The 16277-nt window shown below is 72.5% G+C and carries 11 protein-coding genes; 7 read left to right on the top strand and 4 right to left on the bottom strand.

Annotation, left to right across the window (positions count from 1 at the left end):
- The first annotated feature begins 5 nt into the window (after positions 1–5).
- On the top strand, positions 6–869 hold the full coding sequence (locus ACZ4SF_RS04420) for a phosphatase PAP2 family protein (RefSeq protein ID WP_468378040.1): 864 nt from the start codon (positions 6–8) through the stop codon (positions 867–869).
- 75 nt (positions 870–944) lie between these two features.
- Here the strand turns inward: ACZ4SF_RS04420 and ACZ4SF_RS04415 are convergent, their stop codons facing one another.
- Together ACZ4SF_RS04415 and ACZ4SF_RS04410 are read right to left on the bottom strand one after the other, a co-directional pair.
- Positions 945–3959 carry a bifunctional [glutamine synthetase] adenylyltransferase/[glutamine synthetase]-adenylyl-L-tyrosine phosphorylase gene (locus ACZ4SF_RS04415; protein WP_468378037.1) on the bottom strand — a complete coding sequence of 1005 codons (3015 nt, stop codon included), beginning with the start codon at positions 3957–3959 and terminating at the stop codon, positions 945–947.
- 474 nt (positions 3960–4433) lie between these two features.
- A complete protein-coding gene (locus tag ACZ4SF_RS04410; protein ID WP_468378035.1) occupies positions 4434–5339 on the bottom strand; it encodes a DUF72 domain-containing protein in 906 nt (301 codons plus the stop codon).
- A 127-nt stretch (positions 5340–5466) separates the two neighbouring features.
- Here ACZ4SF_RS04410 and ACZ4SF_RS04405 point away from each other — a divergent pair, with 127 nt between their 5' ends.
- The 4 genes from ACZ4SF_RS04405 (at position 5467) to ACZ4SF_RS04390 (ending at position 11233) form a co-directional block, all read left to right on the top strand.
- Positions 5467–6354, top strand: a complete 888-nt coding sequence (locus ACZ4SF_RS04405) for an alkaline phosphatase family protein (RefSeq protein WP_468378032.1) — start codon at positions 5467–5469, stop codon at positions 6352–6354.
- A 1-nt stretch (position 6355) separates the two neighbouring features.
- The gene (locus ACZ4SF_RS04400; protein ID WP_468378029.1) at positions 6356–7627 is read left to right on the top strand and encodes an MFS transporter; all 1272 of its coding nucleotides are present in this window, start codon (positions 6356–6358) and stop codon (positions 7625–7627) included.
- Positions 7624–8643 (top strand): TolB family protein, encoded by a 1020-nt coding sequence (locus tag ACZ4SF_RS04395; RefSeq protein ID WP_468378028.1) that lies wholly within the window; start codon positions 7624–7626, stop codon positions 8641–8643. The genes ACZ4SF_RS04400 and ACZ4SF_RS04395 overlap by 4 nt, the downstream gene beginning before the upstream one ends.
- Positions 8644–8851: 208 nt before the next feature.
- On the top strand, positions 8852–11233 hold the full coding sequence (locus ACZ4SF_RS04390) for an Orn/Lys/Arg family decarboxylase (RefSeq protein ID WP_468378024.1): 2382 nt from the start codon (positions 8852–8854) through the stop codon (positions 11231–11233).
- A gap of 32 nt (positions 11234–11265) precedes the next feature.
- Here ACZ4SF_RS04390 and ACZ4SF_RS04385 read toward each other — a convergent pair whose 3' ends face one another.
- Complete coding sequence (locus ACZ4SF_RS04385) at positions 11266–12627, bottom strand: MFS transporter (RefSeq protein WP_468378021.1); 1362 nt, start codon at positions 12625–12627, stop codon at positions 11266–11268.
- Between the two features lie 198 nt (positions 12628–12825).
- Between ACZ4SF_RS04385 and ACZ4SF_RS04380 the strand changes: the two genes are divergently transcribed.
- Positions 12826–13242 (top strand): VOC family protein, encoded by a 417-nt coding sequence (locus tag ACZ4SF_RS04380; RefSeq protein WP_468378018.1) that lies wholly within the window; start codon positions 12826–12828, stop codon positions 13240–13242.
- An 89-nt stretch (positions 13243–13331) separates the two neighbouring features.
- Here ACZ4SF_RS04380 and ACZ4SF_RS04375 read toward each other — a convergent pair whose 3' ends face one another.
- Positions 13332–14693, bottom strand: a complete 1362-nt coding sequence (locus ACZ4SF_RS04375; protein ID WP_468378015.1) for a glutamine synthetase family protein — start codon at positions 14691–14693, stop codon at positions 13332–13334.
- 309 nt (positions 14694–15002) lie between these two features.
- Here ACZ4SF_RS04375 and ACZ4SF_RS04370 point away from each other — a divergent pair, with 309 nt between their 5' ends.
- Positions 15003–16187, top strand: a complete 1185-nt coding sequence (locus ACZ4SF_RS04370) for a globin domain-containing protein (protein ID WP_468378013.1) — start codon at positions 15003–15005, stop codon at positions 16185–16187.
- Positions 16188–16277 lie beyond the last annotated feature (90 nt).

Below are 16277 nucleotides of genomic sequence, written 5' to 3'. Positions count from 1 at the left end.
TGCCTATGAGTGACTCGACCGTGACACAGCAGGAAGGTCGCGAGGAGGTGGCCGTTCCACGGACCGTCACGGGCGAGGACCGACGGGGTCCGCTGGACCGGCTACGGCGTCCGCGGCGGCCCCGCCTGTGGTTCGAGATCCTTCTGATCGCGGTGAGTTACTGGACGTACTCACTGATCCGCAACGCCGTCCCCGAGCAGCGGGGCGCGGCCCTGCGCAACGCGGACTGGATCTGGCGCGTCGAGCACCAGCTGGACATCGCCGTCGAGCAGTCGGTCAATCACGCCGTGAACTCGGTGAATTGGCTGATCGTGGGCATGAACTACTACTACGCCACACTGCACTTCGTCATCACGCTCGGGGTGCTGGTGTGGCTGTACCGGTGGCATCCCGGCCGGTACGCGGCGACCCGGCTGACGCTGTTCGCCACCACGGGCGTGGCCCTCGTCGGCTACTACCTGTTCCCGCTCGCACCGCCCCGGCTCATGCACGGCGGGCACTTCGTGGACACCGTGATGGTGCACCACACCTGGGGCTCGATGGCCTCCGGCGACCTCAAGCACATGTCCAACCAGTACGCGGCGATGCCGTCGATGCACATCGGTTGGTCGCTGTGGTGCGGGCTGACGATCTTCGCGCTGGCGTCGGTGCCGTGGGTGCGGGTGCTGGGCCTGCTGTATCCGGTGGCGACCCTGGTGGTGATCGTCGCCACGGCCAACCACTTCTGGCTGGACGCGGTGGGCGGTCTCCTCTGCCTGGGCTTCGGCTTCGCGGTGGCCCGGCTGTGGTACGGCGACCTGCCGTACCTGCTGCCGCGGCGGGTACCGGCGCCCGCGGGCGAGCCGGCCCCGTCCGTCCAGTCCGCGTAGCGCGCCGGCCGGGGCACGTCGGCCGGTGGGCAGGGCAGCACGCCGGTCCTTGGTCGCGCGCGGCTGCGCGGCCCGTCAGTCGGCGTAGAACAGCTCCTCCATCACCGTGCGCGCCCGGCGGGTGGTGCGGCGGTACTCGTCCAGCATGTCCCCGGCGTGCCCGGCGCCATGGCCCAGGTAGCGGCCGACGGCGGCCAGCTCGCGCGGCTCGGTCGGGAAGGTGTCCCCGGCCCGGCCACGGACCAGCATGACCGCGTTGCGCACCCGGGTGGCCAGCACCCAGGCCTCGTCCAGGGTCTCCGCCTCCTCGGCGGACAGCAGCCCGGCCTCGCGGGCCGCGGCCAGGGCCTGGCGGGTACGGGTGGTGCGCAGGCCGGGCAGGTGGTGGCCGTGCCGTAGCTGGAGCAGCTGCACGGTCCACTCGACGTCGGACAGGCCGCCGGGGCCGAGCTTGGTGTGCAGCTTGGGGTCGGCGCCCCGCGGCAGCCGCTCGGACTCCATCCGCGCCTTCAGCCGGCGGATCTCGCGCACGGAGGCATCGGTGAGACCGTTCGCCGGGTGGCGCAGGGGGTCGATCAGCTCGATGAAACGCCGGCCCAGGTCCTCGTCGCCGGCCACCGGCTCGGCCCGCAGCAGCGCCTGGGACTCCCAGACCAGGGACCAGCGCCGGTAGTACGCCTCGTACGACTTCAGGGTGCGCACCAGCGGCCCCGACTTGCCCTCCGGGCGCAGGTCGGCGTCGATGAGCAGCGGCGGGTCGGCGCTGGGCAGCTGCAGCAGGCGGCGCATCTCGGCGACCACCTTGTTCGCGGCGGCGGCCGCCTCGTGCTCGTCCACGCCGTCCTGCGGCTCGTGCACGAACAGCACGTCGGCATCGGAGCCGTAGCCCAGCTCGTGGCCGCCGAAGCGTCCCATTCCGATGATCGCGAACCGGGTGGGCAGGGTGTCGCCCCAGCCGTCGCGGACGACCGCGCGCAGGGTGCCGGCGAGGGTGGCCTTGGTGAGGTCGGAGACGGCCGCGCCGACCCGGTCCACCAGGGCGCCCTGGTCGGCCTCGGCGGGGCTGGTCTCGGTGCCGTAGGAGCCGACGATGTCGGCGGCGGCGGTCCGGAACAGCTCCCGGCGGCGGACGCCACGGGCCGCCGTGACGCCCTGCTCGGCGTTCTCGGCCCGGCGTACCGCGGCGAGGATCTCCTGCTCCAGCTGTCCGCGGTCGCGGGGGGCCAGGCCGCCGCCGAGGGCCACCGGGCCGGCGCCGGTGCCGTCGCCGAGCAGGGCGACCGCCTCGGGGGCGCGCATCAGCAGGTCGGGGGCGAGACGGCCCGCCGACAGGACGCGGGCCAGGTTCTCGGCCGCCGCGCCCTCGTCCCGCAGGAGTCTGAGGTACCAGGGTGTCTTGCCGAGCGCATCGGAGACCTTGCGGAAGTTCAGCAGGCCGGCGTCCGGGTCGGCCGAGTCGGCGAACCAGCCGAGGAGGACCGGGAGGAGGGTGCGCTGGATCGCCGCCTTGCGGGTCACGCCGGAGGCCAGCGCCTCCAGGTGGCGCAGGGCGGCGGCCGGGTCGGCGTAGCCGAGCGCCTCCAGACGTTCGCGGGCCGCCGCCGCGCTCAGCCGGGCCTCGCCCGGGCCGAGTTGGGCCACCGCGTCGAGCAGCGGGCGGTAGAACAGCTTCTCGTGCAGCCGCCGTACGACGCCGGAGTGCCGCTTCCACTCCCGGTTCAGTGCGGACACCGGGTCGGTGCGCAGCCCCAGGGAGCGGCCCAGGCGGCGCTGGTCCGCCTCCGCCTCCGGGACGAGGTGGGTGCGGCGCAGCCGGTAGAGCTGGATCCGGTGCTCCATCGAGCGCAGGAAGCGGTACGCCTCGTCCAGCCGGGCGGCGTCCTCCCGGCCGACGTAGCCGCCGGCGGCCAGGGCCTGGAGGGCGTCCAGGGTGGTGCCGCTGCGCAGGCCGGCATCGGTGCGGCCGTGCACCAGCTGGAGGAGCTGTACGGCGAACTCGACGTCCCGGAGGCCGCCGGGCCCGAGCTTGAGTTCTCGGTCGATCTCGGCGGCGGGGATGTTCTCGACCACGCGCCGGCGCATCTTCTGGACGTCCGCCACGAAGTTCTCGCGTTCGGCGGCCTTCCAGACCAGGGGTTCGAGGGCGTCGATGTACGCCCGGCCGAGATCCGCGTCGCCGGCCACCGGGCGGGCCTTGAGGAGGGCCTGGAACTCCCAGGTCTTCGCCCAGCGTTGGTAGTAGGCGAGGTGGCTGCTGAGGGTGCGCACGAGGGGGCCGTTGCGGCCCTCGGGGCGGAGGTTGGCGTCGACCGGCCAGATGGAGCCCTCGACGGTCGTCTCGGAGCAGAGCCGCATCAGGTGGGAGGCGAGTTTGGTCGCGGACTTCAGCGCCTGTGGTTCGGTGGTGCCCTCGGCCGGCTCCGCCACGAAGATCACGTCCACGTCGGAGACGTAGTTCAGCTCGTGGCCGCCGCACTTGCCCATCGCGATCACCGCGAGGCGGCAGGCGGCGGCGTCCTCCGGCGCCGAGCGCTGGGCGAGGGCCAGGGCCGTGCGGAGGGTGGCGGTGGCCAGGTCGGCGAGTTCCGCGGCGGTCTCCGCGACGTCCGTGGTGCCGCAGACGTCCCGGGCGGCGATGGAGAGCAGGCAGCGGCGGTAGGCCACCCGGAGAGAGACCGGATCGGTGGCCTCGGCCAGGCCGCGTTCGAACTCCGTGACGCCCGGGTGGAGGTCCTGCGGCTCGTACGTGACCAGGGCCTGCCAGTCGGTGGGGTGGCGGGCGAGGTGGTCGGCGAGGGCGGCAGAGGCGCCGAGGATGCCCAGGAGGCGGTCGCGCAGGGGCTTGGCCGCGATGAGGGTGTCCAGCAGTTCGCGGTGGGCGGTGGGACCGTGCTGGGACTCCAGGAGGCGGACGAGACCCTGCAGCGCCAGGTCCGGGTCGGCCGTGGCGCCCAGGGCCTCCAGGAGGAACGGGTCGTCGCGGACGGGGGCCAGCTCGGGGGCGTCGAGGAGGCGCTCGGCTGCGGAGGGGTCGGTGAAGCCGTGTCGCAGCAGGCGGGTGAAGGTACTGCTCCTGCGCCCCGGCGTCATCTCCGTGGCCTCCCGTCGGGTCGGCTGTCGTCCTGGCCAGAGCCTAGCCGGAGTGGGCCGCGGGGGCTTCGGGGCGGTGCCGGGGTGGGGGGGCTGGGTGCGTTGCCGGGTGCGGGCCTGTCGTGGCCTGTCGGGTGCGGGTCCGTCGTGGTCTGCCGGGTGCGGGGTCTGGTTGCGTTGTCCGGTGCGGGTCCGTCGCCGCTTGTCCGGTGCGGTCCGTCCCGGCTTGTCGGGTGCGGGTCCGTCCCGGCTTGTCGGGTGCGGGGTCTGGTTGCGTTGTCCGGTGCGGGTCCGTCGCCGCTTGTCCGGTGCGGGTCCGTCGCGGCTTGTCCGGTGCGGGTCCGTCCCGGCTTGTCGGGTGCGGGTCCGTCGTCGCCTGTCGGGTGCGGTCCGTCGCGGCCTGTCGGTGCGGGTCTGTCGTGGTTGCGGTTGCGCCTGTGCTTTGTTTCGCGGCGGGGCCGCGTCAGCCTCCCGTCAGTCCGGTCGGGCTGCTGCCCCGCTGGCCTCCCGCTCGCCCGGCCCCTGGTGCGGGACCGGGCTGCCCAACAGGGCCCGCATCGTTTCGGCCGCCCTCGGTGCCGCGTCGCCGCAGCAGTTGTTGAAGAGGATGTGGACCTCGTCCGTGGCCGCCGCGAAGGCCCGGATGCGCGGCAGCCACTCCCTGAGTTCCGGCTCGGTGTAGGTGTGGCGGAAGCGGTCCTCCTTGCTGCCCGCGCCCCAGTGCGGGCTGCGGCCGTGGAAGCGGACCACCGAGAGGTGCCCGGTGGTGACCGGCGCGTTCCCGGGCATGGACGTCGGCAGGCCCTGGGCGGTGTCGACGGCCACCGCCGTGGCGCTCAGGTCCGCGAGGAACGCGGCCGTGCGGTCGGCCCGGTCGGGGTGCCACCAGGCGGCGTTGCGGAACTCGACGGCGAACGGCCAGGCGTGGGCGCGTTCCCGGGCCGTGCGGATGAAGGACTCGGCCTCCGGGCCGGGGGTGAGGGAGGGCGGGTACTGGAAGAGGAGGGTGCCCAGGCGGCCGGCGTCGCGGAGGGGGGCGAGCGCTTCGGCGCAGCGGGTCCAGACCTCGTTCAGCAAGGCCTCGTTCCGGGGGTGGCCGCGCAGGTCCGCGGGGAGGGCGGACGGGCGGGTGGGGTGGCCGGTGAGGAGGGAGAACGCCTTGACGTCGAAGCGGAAGCCGGGGGGTGTGCGGTCCGCCCAGAGGGCGGTGGTGCGGGGGGTCGGGAGGGCGTAGTAGGGGGAGTCCGCCTCCACCAGGGGGAAGCGGGTCGTGTAGTGGCGCAGGCGTTTCCCGGGGTCCTTGTGGCCGGGTGGGTACCAGCCGCTCCTGATCAGTGCCGGGTCGGTCCAGCCGCAGGTGCCGATGAGGATGTCCGCCATACGGGCGGGGGTACCCGCCGTTCATCCGGTCTTCACCCGTGAGGTTGGCCGCCGTGGGCCGCGGGAATATTGGTGTGCGCATGCTCTGTCCGCACCGCCAACCGTCCATTCCCACCCGGAGGTTGATGTGTCCGGCAGTTCCGTGTACCGCCGTGCCCGTACCGTCGTGGCGGCCGCGGCGGCCCTCGCCGCGGCCGCCGTCGGAGTCTGGACCGGGGTCGGTGAGGGGTCCGCGCACGCCGCGGGCGCCGTGCCCAGCCCGGACCACGTCGTCGTCGTGGTCTTCGAGAACCATGCCTACAGCCAGGTCATCGGATCCTCCAGCGCGCCGTACATCAACTCGCTGAAGTCCGGGGGCGCCAATCTCACCCAGTCGTACGCCGAGACCCACCCGAGCCAGCCGAACTACTTCGCGATGTTCTCCGGTTCGACGCAGGGCATCACCGACGACAGCTGCTACACCCCCGGCTTCTCGTCCGCGCGCAACCTCGCGTCCGAGCTGATCGCCGCCGGGCGCAGCTGGGCCAGTTACAACGAGACGCTGCCGAGTCAGGGGTCCACGACGTGCAGCAGCGGCAAGTACGCGCGGAAGCACAACCCGTGGTTCGGGTTCAGCAATGTGCCGACGTCGAGCGCGAAGACCTTCGCGCAGTTCCCGACGGACTACTCGACGCTGCCGCACGTGTCGTTCGTGGTGCCGAACCTGTGCAGCGACATGCACGACTGCTCGGTGTCCACCGGTGACACCTGGCTGAAGAACAACCTGGGCGCGTACGCGACTTGGGCCAAGACGCACAACAGTCTGCTCGTCGTCACCTTCGACGAGGACAACCGGCTGAGCGGGAACCGGATCCCGACGGTGTTCTACGGGCAGCCCGTCACCGCCGGGTCCAGCTCCTCGGCCACGTACAACCACTACGACCTGCTGCGCACCCTGGAGGACACCCAGGGCCTGACCACGCACGCGGGCAACGCGGCCTCCGCCAAGGACATCACCGGCATCTGGGCGTCCTGACGTGTACGTCGCGGACAGCCGCGCGCGTACGTCCGCTCACGGTGCCGTCCGGTCTCACGCCGGGCGGCGCCGTGCCGCGGTCGCGCCGACGGTACTGGCGCTGGGGACGGTGAGTCTGGTCACCGACGTGTCGTCGGAGATGGTGACGGCGGTGCTGCCGCTGTACCTGGTGACGGGGCTCGGCCTGTCCCCGCTGGGTTTCGGCGTGCTGGACGGCGTCTACAACGGGTTCTCGGCGCTCGTACGGCTCGTGGGCGGGCACCTCGCCGACCGTGGCGGCGGCCGGCACAAGTGGGTGGCCGGGCTCGGATACGGCATCTCGGCCGTGTGCAAACCACTGTTGCTGGTGGCCCATTCGCTGACCCCGATCGGGGTCGTGCTCGCCGCCGACCGGACGGGGAAAGGGCTGCGGACGGCTCCGCGCGACGCGCTGATCTCGCTGTCCAGCACACCGGAGACACGCGGGCGGGCCTTCGGGGTGCACCGGGCCATGGACACGGCCGGTGCCCTGCTCGGGCCCGTGGCGGCGTTCCTCATCCTGCGAGCCACCGTGGACGGGTACGACGCGGTGTTCACCGTCAGCTTCTGCGTGGCCGTGCTGGGCGTCCTGGTGCTCGTGCTCTTCGTGCCGGGCGGGCGGGGTACGGCGGTCGCGGCGCAGCGGCCGACGCTGCGCGGTGCGGTAGGGCTGCTGCGCGGCCGTGATCTGCGCCGGATCACCGTCTGTGCGCTGCTGCTCGGTCTCGCCACGGTCAGCGACTCCTTCGTCTACCTGCTGCTCCAGCGCCGCCTCGGGGTGCCCGACCGCTGGTTCGCACTGCTGCCCCTGGGCACGGCGGCAGCGTTCCTGCTGCTGGCCGTGCCGCTGGGCCGGCTCGCGGACCGGGTGGGTCGCTGGACGGTCTTCCTGGCCGGTCACGGCGCCCTGCTCGTGGTGTACGCGCTGCTGCTCACCTCGTGGCACGGCACGGGACTGCCGTACGTGGTGCTCGCCCTGCACGGCGCCTTCTACGCGGCCACCGACGGCGTGCTGATGGCCGCCGCCTCGGACAGCGTGCCGGAGGCGCTGCGCTCGTCGGGACTGGCCGTCGTACAGACCGGGCAGGCGCTGACGCGGTTCGCCTGCTCGCTGCTGTTCGGCGCGGCCTGGACGGTGTGGGGCGACCGTGCGGCGCTGGCGGGGGCGGTGGTGGCGCTGGCCGGGTGTGCCGCGTTCTCCCTGACCCTGCGGCCGAGAGGGACCGAGGGGACGAAGGGGGCGGTGACCGCATGACCGTACGCAACCGGGTGCTGATCCTGGTCGCGGCCGTCGCCGTGCTGGCGGCGGTCGGGCTGGCCTCGGTGCTGCACGCCTCCGCGCGGGCGGACCGGCGCAACCAGACGCAGGCGGGCGGCCCTCGGGTCACAGCGGGGACGGTGACGCTGAGCGGGTCCGGGCGGCTGGTGTTCCGGAACATGGCGTGGGGGCCGCACCGCGACGAACTGACGAGTGTCCCGGCGAGCGACCCGTCCGGGCCGCGCACCGCCGCCGGGGTCAAGTGCCTGCGGTTCCACGCCGCCTCGGGCACCGGAGTGTGCCTGCAGGCCGTGCACGGGCCGGTCTCGGACACCTACCGGGCGCTGGTCCTGGACGCCCGGCTGCGGACCGTCGACCGCTACGACGTCCCGGGCATCCCGTCCCGGGCCCGGGTCTCCCCCACCGGGCACTTCGCGGCCTGGACGGTGTTCGTGGGCGGCGACTCGTACGCCGGGACGGACTTCTCCACGCGCGCGGCGATCGTGGACACCCGCAGCGGTGCCCTCGTCCCGTCGCTGGAGGCCTTCCGGATCGTCAAGGACGGGCACCCGTACCGGGCGGCGGACGTCAACTTCTGGGGCGTGACGTTCGCCTCCGACGACCGCACCTTCTATGCGACTCTGGCCACGCAGGGGCGGACCTACCTGGTCCGCGGCGACCTGCGCAGCCGTACGGTCACCACCCTGCACGCGAACGTGGAGTGCCCGTCCCTGTCGCCGGACGGTACGCGGGTCGCGTACAAGAAGCGGGTCGCGGGGCTTCCCGAGGACGCCCCGTGGCGTCTGTACGTCCTGGACCTGCGGACGATGCACGAGACCCCGCTCGCCGAGCCGCGCAGCGTGGACGACCAGGCGGTGTGGCGGGACGCGCACACGGTCGTGTACGCGCTGCCGGGGGACTACGGCGCCGATCTGTACGAGGTCCCGGCGGACGGCTCGGGGCAGCCACGGCGGATCAGCCCGGCCGCCGTGTCACCGGCGTACCCCGGATAGCCCGGCCGCGGGTCGACGGCGTGGCTCGGACAGTCCGGCCGCGGGTCGACGGCGTGGCTCGGACAGTCCGACCGCGGGTCAACGCGGTGGCCGGGGTTTTCCGTCGTCCCGGTGGTTTGGCGTCGTGCGTGCCGGGCGCGCCGGTGGGCCGGCCCGCAGACTCTCCGGGGCGGCGGCCGGACGGCCGCCGGGGAAGGCGGGGTACACGATGGCCGACAGCAGGATCCTGGTCGCCGTACCGCAGCATCCGCGCGCCGAGGGCGCCGGGGCCGAACAGCTGCGGAAGATCCGAGACGCGGTGGAGGCGGACGGCTTCGAGGTGCGCTGGGCGGTCACCGCGCAGGACGCGGACGCGGTGCTGCGGACGGAGGCCGGCCTGGCGGCGGCCCTGGTCGCCTGGGACCTGCCCGCCGGCGACGGGCTGCGGGTGCGGCCCGCCGGCGACGGGCCCGGGGCCGCGCTCGCCGTGCCGCCCCGGCAGGCCGGGGCGGCGGAGGGGCACACTGGCGGGGCCGCGGTACTGCGCCGGATCGGCCGGCGATTCCGGGATCTTCCGGTGTTCCTGGTCATGGCCGACGAGGGCGTACGGGAGCTGCCGCTGTGGGTGTCGGAGACGGTCGTCGGGTACGTGTGGCCGCTGGAGGACACCCCCGGGTTCATCGCCGGCCGGATCACCACCGCCGCCCGCGGCTACCGGGAGGACGTGCTGCCGCCGTTCTTCCGGGCGCTGCGCCGGTTCGACGACGCCCACGAGTACTCCTGGCACACCCCCGCCCACTCCGGTGGCGTCGCCTTCCTCAAGTCGGCCGCGGGCCGCGCCTTCCACGACTACTTCGGCGAACGGCTGCTGCGCAGCGACCTGTCGATCTCGGTGGAAGAGCTGGGCTCGCTGTTCGAGCACACCGGGCCGATCGGGGACGCGGAGCGCAACGCGGCCCGCGTGTTCGGCTCCGATCTCACCTACTTCGTGCTGCACGGCGACTCCACCTGCAACCGGCTGGTGGGCCACTTCAGCGTCACCCGTGACGAACTGGCCCTGGTGGACCGCAACTGCCACAAGTCGGTGCTCCACGGCCTGGTGGTCTCCGGCGCACGACCGGTCTATCTGGTACCGACCCGCAACGGCTACGGACTCGCCGGCCCGCTGCCCCCGGCCGAGCTGGCGGCGGACTCGATCGCGGCCCGGATCGCCGCGCACCCGCTGGCGGAGGGGGTCGTGTCGCCGGACCCCCAGTACGCGGTGTTCACCAACTCCACCTACGACGGCCTGAGTTACGACGCCGTACCGGCCGCCCGGGCCCTCGCGGCCAGCACGCCCCGGGTGCACTTCGACGAGGCGTGGTTCGCGTACGCCCGCTTCCATCCGCTGTACGCGGGCCGGTACGGCATGTCGGTGGACGCGGAGGCCTTCCCCGGCCCGGACCGGCCGACGGTCTTCGCGACCCAGTCCACGCACAAGCTGCTGGCCGCGCTGTCCCAGTCCGCGATGGTGCACGTGCGGCCCGCGCCCCGGGCACCGGTCGAGCACGGCCGTTTCAACGAGGTCCTGATGATGCACGGCACCACGTCCCCCCTGTACCCGATGATCGCGTCGCTGGACGTGGCTACGGCGATGATGGACGGTCCGCAGGGCGAGTGGCTGGTGGACGAGGCGGTGACCGAGGCGGTCCGCTTCCGTCAGGAGATGGTCCGGCTGCGGCGGCGGGTAGCGAGCGCCGGGGACCGCCCGCCGTGGTTCTTCGGCGTCTGGCAGCCGGAAGAGGTCACCGACCCCGCGACGGGTCAGCGGCTCCCCTTCGACGAGGTCCCGCCGGAGCTGCTGCGCACCCGGCAGTCCTGCTGGCTGCTGGAACCGGGCGCCGCCTGGCACGGCTTCCCCGGCCTGACCGAGGGCCACTGCATGCTGGATCCGGTCAAGGTCACGCTGACCTGCCCGGGCATCGACGCCACCGGCGAGATGACCGAGGAGGGTATCCCGGCACGGGTCCTGACGGCGTATCTGGCCACCCGGAACATCGTGGTCGAGAAGACCGACAGCTACACCGCGCTCATCCTCTTCTCCATGGGCATCACCAAGGGCAAGTGGGGCACGCTGCTGGACGCCCTGATGGACTTCAAGGCCCTGTACGACGCCGACGCCCCGCTCGAGCGCGTCCTGCCCGCGGCGGTCGCCGCGCACCCGCGCCGCTACTCCGGCCTCACCGTGCGGGAACTGTGCCACCAGATGCACGAACAGCTGCGCTCGGCCCGTCTGGTGGACCTGCTGGACACCGCGTTCCAGCAGCTCCCGGAGCCGGTCTTCCCGCCCCAGCACTGCTACCAGCGGCTGGTGCGGGGCGGCACGGAACGCGTCCGCATCGCCGGCGCGGCGAACCGGGTGGCGGCGGCGATGGTCACGGTGACACCACCCGGCATCCCGGTCCTCATGCCGGGCGAGTCCACCGGCACCCCCGACGGCCCCCTTCTGCGCTACCTCACCGCGCTCGAGACGTTCGACCGCCGCTTCCCGGGTTTCCGCAGCGAGACGCATGGGGTGACGATCGACGAGGAGAGCGGGGACTACGAGATCGAGGTGCTGCGCCCGGAGTGACGGTGGGGGCCTGGTGCGGTGCGGTGTTCCGGTCACCGTCCGCCGGTGTGCTCCACGGGGTCGTGCGCCCTGCCCGGCACGCACCGCCACGCGAGGACGGCCGCGGTCAGGTAGGCGAGGGCGCCGACGGTCATGCTGACGCGCAGGCCGGCGCCGTAATCGGTGCTGGTCGCCAGCAGGCTGCCGCCGAGGGCCACGCCCGTGGCGCTGCCGATCTGGCGGGTGGTGTTGAACAGTGCGGAGGCGGTACCCGCGTACGACGGGGGTACGGCGCCCATCACGGTGGCGGTCGAGCCGGTGAGTGCGAAGGACGTGCCGAAGCCGGTGGCCATCATCGGGCCCACGAGCAGCACGTACGCCGGGTCGGATCCGGCCACCGCCCAGCCGCCCAGGCCGAGGGCGCCCAGGAGCATGCCGCAGACCACGAGCGGGCGGTCACCGGTGCGGCGGCTCAGCCGTCCGGACAGGACCGAGGCGAACATGGTCATCGCCACCGCCGGGAACAGCGCCAGCCCGGTCCTGAGCGCGCTGAAGCCGCGCTGGTGCTGGAAGTAGAGGCTGGCGGTGAACACCATGCCGTAGAAGCCGAAGTTGAAGAGCAGGCCGATGGCGGCCCCGCCGCTCGTCGAGCGGGAGCGCAGCAGGCGCAGCGGGAGCGCGGGACGGCGGGCGAGCCGCTCTCGCACCGCGAACGCCACCACGGCCAGGACGGCCAGGGCCAGCCCCGCGACCACGGCGGAGTCGGACCAGCCGCGCCGGCCGGCCTCGTTCAGCGCGGCGGTCAGCAGGGCCACCGCCGCGACGACGGCGCACTGCGCCGGCCAGTCCAGGGCCCGGTCGGCGCGCCGCGGCGAGAGCGCTACGCAGCGCAGCGTCAGCACCAGGCAGACCACTCCGACGGGCAGGTTGATGAGGAAGACCCACCGCCAGCCCACGGTCGACACCAGCAGGCCGCCCAGCAGGGGCCCGGCGGAGGCCGCGATGCCGGCCATCGACCCCCACAGCCCGAAGGCCCGCGAGCGCGCCGCCGGCTCGGGGTAGGCCTCCTGGAGCAGGGCGAGCGAGCCGGGGACGATCAGCGCCGCGCCCAGCCCTTCGGCCAGGCGGGCCACGACGAGGAAGCCGGCATTCGGCGCGAGGGCACAGGCCGCCGAGGCCACCGTGAACACCCCGACGCCGGCGCAGAAGACCCGCCGGTTGCCCAGCCGGTCCCCCAGCGCCCCACCGGTCATCAGCAACCCGGCGAAGACGAGGGTGTACCCGTCCGTGATCCACTGGATCCCGGTGAGCGAGGCCGCCAGTTCCCGGCCCACCACGGGCACGGCGACGTTGATGATCGTGACGTCCAGGATGACCATGAAGTAGCCGGCGCATACGGCCAGGAGGGGTGCCACGGGCGCATGCTAGGGGCGGCGGAACGGCGAACCGAAGCATCCGCGCCGGGGCGACGGCGCGCCATCCGCTGCCCTCGGCGCGGACAGGGGCCGCACCCACCCGCCGACGGGGAGCGACCACGGCGTTCGGATCACCCGTGTCGGACACGGGCGGGCATAGGCTGCCGGAAGTGACGATTCGCCACGAAAGGAACGAGCATGCCCTCTCGCCTCAACCCGTACATCAGCTTCTCCGGTGAGGCGAAGCAGGCCCTGGAGTTCTACAAGGAGGTCTTCGGCGGCAACCTGGACGTCCACACCTATGGCGACTCTATGTCCGAGGTCCCGCCCGGACACAGCGACAAGATCATGCACGGCATGCTCGAGACCACCAGCGGATTCACCCTGATGGGCTCCGACAATCCGCCCGGCATGGAACACAACCCCGGGAACAACATCGCGGTGAGCCTGAGCGGCGACGACGCGGACGAACTGCGCGGCTACTGGAACAAGCTGTCCGACGGCGGCACGGTGGCCGTTCCCCTGGAGAAGCAGATGTGGGGCGACGTGTTCGGCATGTGCACCGACAGGTTCGGCATCCCGTGGATGGTCAACATCACCGGGCAGCAGGCCTGATGCGGCCCAGCGACGAGCCCCGGCGGGCCGGCGGTCAGTGACCGTCGGCCCCAGGAAATCGTTCGGCGGAGACCCGCCTTGACCTGCCCCTACAGCACCGGCAGGTTCTTCCGCAGCTCGAAGGCCGTGACCTCGGAGCGGTACTCCTCCCACTCCGACTTCTTGTTGCGCAGGAAGAAGTCGAAGACGTGCTCGCCGAGGGTTTCGGCGACCAGGTCGCTGTTCTCCATGAGGGTCAGGGCCTCGCCGAGGTTCTGGGGCAGGGGGTCGATGCCCATCGCGCGGCGCTCGGCGTTGGACAGGGCCCACACGTCGTCCTCGGCGCCCGGCGGGAGTTCGTAGCCCTCCTCGATGCCCTTGAGGCCGGCGGCCAGGAGGACGGCGTAGGCCAGGTACGGGTTCGCGCCGGAGTCGATGGAGCGGACCTCGACGCGGGCGGAGCCGGTCTTGCCGGGCTTGTACATGGGGACCCGTACGAGGGCACTGCGGTTGTTGTGGCCCCAGCAGATGTAGGACGGGGCCTCGCCGCCCGCGCCGGCCGTGCGCTCGGAGCCGCCCCAGATGCGCTTGTAGGAGTTGACCCACTGGTTGGTGACCGCGGAGATCTCCGCCGCGTGCTTGAGCAGGCCGGCGATGAAGGAGCGGCCCACCTTGGACAGCTGGTACTCGGCGCCGGACTCGTAGAAGGCGTTGCGGTCGCCCTCGAAGAGGGACAGGTGCGTGTGCATGCCACTGCCCGGGTGCTCCGAGAACGGCTTGGGCATGAACGTCGCCTGTACGCCCTGCTCCAACGCAACCTGCTTCATGACCAGGCGGAAGGTCATGATGTTGTCGGCCGTCGAGAGGGCGTCGGCGTAGCGCAGGTCGATCTCCTGCTGGCCGGGCGCGCCCTCGTGGTGGGAGAACTCGACCGAGATGCCCATCGACTCCAGCATGGTGATCGCCTGGCGGCGGAAGTCCATGCCGACGTTGGTGGGGGTGTGGTCGAAGTAGCCCGAGTTGTCGGCCGGGGTGGGGCGGGTACCGTCCAGCGGGCGGTCCTTCAGCAGGAAGAACTCGATCTCCGGGTGGGTGTAGAAGGTGAAGCCGAGGTCGGAGGTGCGGGCGAGGGCGCGCTTGAGCACGTAGCGCGGGTCCGCGAAGGACGGGGAGCCGTCCGGCATGAGGATGTCGCAGAACATGCGAGCCGTGCCGGGGGTCTCCGCGCGCCAAGGCAGGACCTGGAAGGTGGAGGGGTCCGGCTTGGCGATCATGTCGGACTCGTAGACCCGGGCGAAGCCCTCGATGGCGGACCCGTCGAAGCCGATGCCCTCGTCGAAGGCCTGCTCCAGCTCGGCAGGGGCCACGGCCACGGACTTGAGGAAGCCCAGCACGTCCGTGAACCACAGCCGTACGAACCGGATGTCGCGCTCCTCCAAGGTCCGGAGCACGAACTCCTGCTGCTTGTCCATCTTCCGCTTCCCCATCCTTGCTGGTCAGGCCGCCTGTCCCCCGTATCACGGGAGGCGGTCGGGCACCTGAGCATCCCACCACAACACCATTTCACGCGCGTTGCAGACCTTGATCGCCCGAGCGTCCGCGCCCTGAACGCCTCCCATACGGCAGATGTACTGCGCTCTCGACCCATCTTGCCTGCTCGCGCCGGCATCCGTAATGCCCGGTCCGCTTCGCCGGGTGACCGACACCACGCCGCTTAAATTTGTATCTGAAATGCAAATTTTCATAACGTGCCGGTCAGCCGAGTCCTCCGAGGAGTCCCGATGCTGACCGAGCAGTCCGCAGCCACCGTCCGTGCCACCCTCCCCGCCGTCGGCGCGGCCATCGGCGAGATCACCGAGCGCTTCTACACCCGTCTGTTCGCCGCCCGTCCCGACCTGCTGCGGAACCTCTTCAACCGCGGCAACCAGGCCTCGGGCGCCCAGAAGCAGGCCCTGGCCGGATCGATCGCCGCGTTCGCCGGCCATCTGCTGGACCACCCGGAACAGCGGCCGGACTCGATGCTGGCCCGCATCGCCCACAAGCACGCCTCCCTCGGGGTGGCGCCCGAGCAGTACGAGGTCGTCCACACACACCTCTTCGCCGCCATCGCGGAGGTCCTCGGCGAGGCCGTCACGCCCGAGGTGGCCGCCGCCTGGGACGAGGTGTACTGGCTGATGGCCCACGCACTCGTCGCCGTGGAGAAGCGGCTGTACGAGGAGAGCGGCGCGCCGGGCTTCAGGGATTTCGAGGTCGTGGAGCGCGTCGAGGAGACCCCGGACGTGGTCACCTTCCTGCTGCGGGCAGCCGACGGCGGCCCGGTGCGGGACTTCCGGGCGGGCCAGTACGTCTCCGTCCGCGTGGAGCTGCCCGACGGTGCCCGGCAGATACGGCAGTACAGCCTGTCCGGGGCCCCGGGAGAGGCGGTGCGCCGGATCAGCGTCAAGCGCGTGCACGGCGGTGGCGCGCCGGACGGCGAGGTCTCGAACCACCTCCACGCGCGCGTGCGGCCCGGTGACGTCCTGGAGCTGTCCGAGCCGTACGGCGACCTCGTCCTGGCCGGCGGACCCGACACGCCTGTGCTGCTCGCCTCGGCGGGCATCGGCGTGACCCCGATGATCGCGATGCTGGCCGGACTGGCGGCCGACGGCCACCGCGCCCCGGTCACCGTCGTGCACGGCGACCGCTCCCCCGCTCACCACGCCCTGCGCGCCGACCACAGCGCGTACGCCGCGAAGCTGCCGGAGGCGTCCGTGCACTTCTTCTACGAGCGCGACGCGGGGCCGGACGCCCGGACCGGCCTGGTCGACCTGTCCGGCGTCACCGTACGGCCCGGCACGCGCGCGTACCTGTGCGGCCCGCTGCCCTTCATGCGCGCCCTGCGCGCCCAGCTGATCGAGAAGGGCGTGGTCCCGGCCGACATCCACTACGAGGTGTTCGGACCGGACCTGTGGCTGGCACAGGCCTAGGCGGCCGGTCCCGGGCGGCGGCGGCTCAGCAGGCACCCTCGGGCGGCGCAGACTCAGCAGGCGACCCTCGGGGGGCGCAGGCTCAGCAGG

It is taken from the genome of Streptomyces sp. NPDC027663, from assembly GCF_055566415.1.
Note: the sequence above shows the minus strand (reverse complement) of the source record. Positions and strands in the feature narration are given on the sequence as shown.

Bases quoted from the DNA above. Each gene is read 5' to 3' on its own strand.
- ACZ4SF_RS04390 (WP_468378024.1), top strand. From the start codon at position 8,852: ATGGCCGACAGCAGGATCCTGGTCGCCGTACCGCAGCATCCGCGCGCC.
- ACZ4SF_RS04380 (WP_468378018.1), top strand. From the start codon at position 12,826: ATGCCCTCTCGCCTCAACCCGTACATCAGCTTCTCCGGTGAGGCGAAG.
- ACZ4SF_RS04370 (WP_468378013.1), top strand. From the start codon at position 15,003: ATGCTGACCGAGCAGTCCGCAGCCACCGTCCGTGCCACCCTCCCCGCC.
- ACZ4SF_RS04395 (WP_468378028.1), top strand. From the start codon at position 7,624: ATGACCGTACGCAACCGGGTGCTGATCCTGGTCGCGGCCGTCGCCGTG.
- ACZ4SF_RS04410 (WP_468378035.1), bottom strand. From the start codon at position 5,339: ATGGCGGACATCCTCATCGGCACCTGCGGCTGGACCGACCCGGCACTG.
- ACZ4SF_RS04415 (WP_468378037.1), bottom strand. From the start codon at position 3,959: ATGACGCCGGGGCGCAGGAGCAGTACCTTCACCCGCCTGCTGCGACAC.
- ACZ4SF_RS04420 (WP_468378040.1), top strand. From the start codon at position 6: ATGAGTGACTCGACCGTGACACAGCAGGAAGGTCGCGAGGAGGTGGCC.
- ACZ4SF_RS04375 (WP_468378015.1), bottom strand. From the start codon at position 14,693: ATGGACAAGCAGCAGGAGTTCGTGCTCCGGACCTTGGAGGAGCGCGAC.